Here is a 1,447-nt window from a genome sequence, read left to right as displayed (position 1 = left end):
TTGTCAACGGCTTTGCCGCCAATGACGCTTCTTCCACGATTAATATTTGGGAACGGGTGAAAATGCTCGGGTATCCGACCGATGAACCGGTGGTGGTGATGAATTGCCGGGCGGACCGTGTCGACCGGACGGAACAATTTGCAGAGGATGTGCTTCCTTATATTCCATGCAAAACCCTGGTGCTCATCGGAGAAACGACCAGCCCGATTGTCGACAGCTACAACGCCGGCCGTATTCCAGCCGACATACTGCTGAATTTAGAAAACCAAACCACCGACGAAATCGTACAAGCTTTAGATCCTTATATGGCAAACACCGTATTCTATGGCGTTGGCAATATTCATGGCGCCGCTGAACCATTAGTTGAAGCATTACAGAAAACTAAACTAGAAAAGGAGTTAGTATAAAAGTGGGGTTATCAGAAATCACGATTGCACTCGTGGCAGGAGTCACGCTTAGTTTATTATTCGCTGAAAAAACAGGAGTATTACCAGCCGGACTCGTTGTTCCCGGCTACATTGCCCTCGTTATCGATAAACCGGTTTATGCCATTTCTATCTTGTTTGTAAGTTTTGCTACATACCTTGTGGTAATGCATATTATCAATCATTTTACGATTTTATACGGCAGAAGGAAATTTACTGCCATGTTATTAACCGGTATTATCTTAAAGCTGGGCTATGATTCCATGTACGGCGTTATTCCAATGAGTGTTTCAGATTTACAAGCCATTGGCTTGATTGTACCTGGCCTGATTGCCAATACGATTCAACGTCAAGGATTCCTTCCTACTGTCTCCAGCACGATGCTGCTAAGCTTTTCGTCCTTTGGCGTTCTTTCGGTTTACCAAATCTTTTTAGCATAAGAAAGGGGATAAGTAAAAATGGCTTCCTCAACATCCAAACTAACCTTTAAAGAACATTATTTAAAAGCTGTTAAACATCAAAAGCCAAAAACAACAAATCACACAATAATCGGTTTTCTGGTATCATTAGGAATTATCATTTTCTTCATGTAAATATATGAGAAGAAGCCCTGGATCTAATCCTGGGCTTTTTCTATTCTCTTTATAGTGCTTGCAGCTGCACATTTGTCATTGTAATCTTGGAAAGTATGGATATGAAACGATATTCAATAATAAATATTAATAGGGAGCATTCCTGTAAGGGGAAAATGTGAGTTTTGAACAAAAGAGAGCCCCCTTGGTATAGTACGGAGTGTCCGATGATAAATCATCGACCTCTAATTAGGAAAACCAAGGAGGACTCACTATGAATTATACGCAAAATAAAAAACTCATGCAAATCACCCCTCAGACGCGTATGCGTCAAGTTTTTCTCGACATGGTTATAACACCACTATTTTTAGCACTCTATTTTTGTACGCTTTAAAACCAGCTACCGCGCTTCGCTTGGTGGCCTCCACTTTTTCGGAACCTTCTTTCGAA

General features: G+C 41.3%; 1 protein-coding gene and 1 pseudogene. Both read left to right on the top strand.

What is annotated here, in order from left to right:
- Nucleotides 1-407 (top strand): annotated as a pseudogene (locus ACE1TI_RS21750) (poly-gamma-glutamate synthase PgsB); the annotation flags it as partial.
- A gap of 2 nt (nucleotides 408-409) precedes the next feature.
- On the top strand, nucleotides 410-865 hold the full coding sequence (gene pgsC / locus ACE1TI_RS21745) for a poly-gamma-glutamate biosynthesis protein PgsC (protein ID WP_375009589.1): 456 nt from the start codon (nucleotides 410-412) through the stop codon (nucleotides 863-865).
- Nucleotides 866-1,447 lie beyond the last annotated feature (582 nt).

Origin of the sequence: Alteribacillus sp. JSM 102045 (assembly GCF_041949975.1) — a bacterium.
In the GTDB taxonomy this organism is placed as follows: Bacteria; Bacillota; Bacilli; order Bacillales; family Marinococcaceae; genus Alteribacillus.
This window is presented reverse-complemented; position numbering and strand designations above follow the sequence as displayed.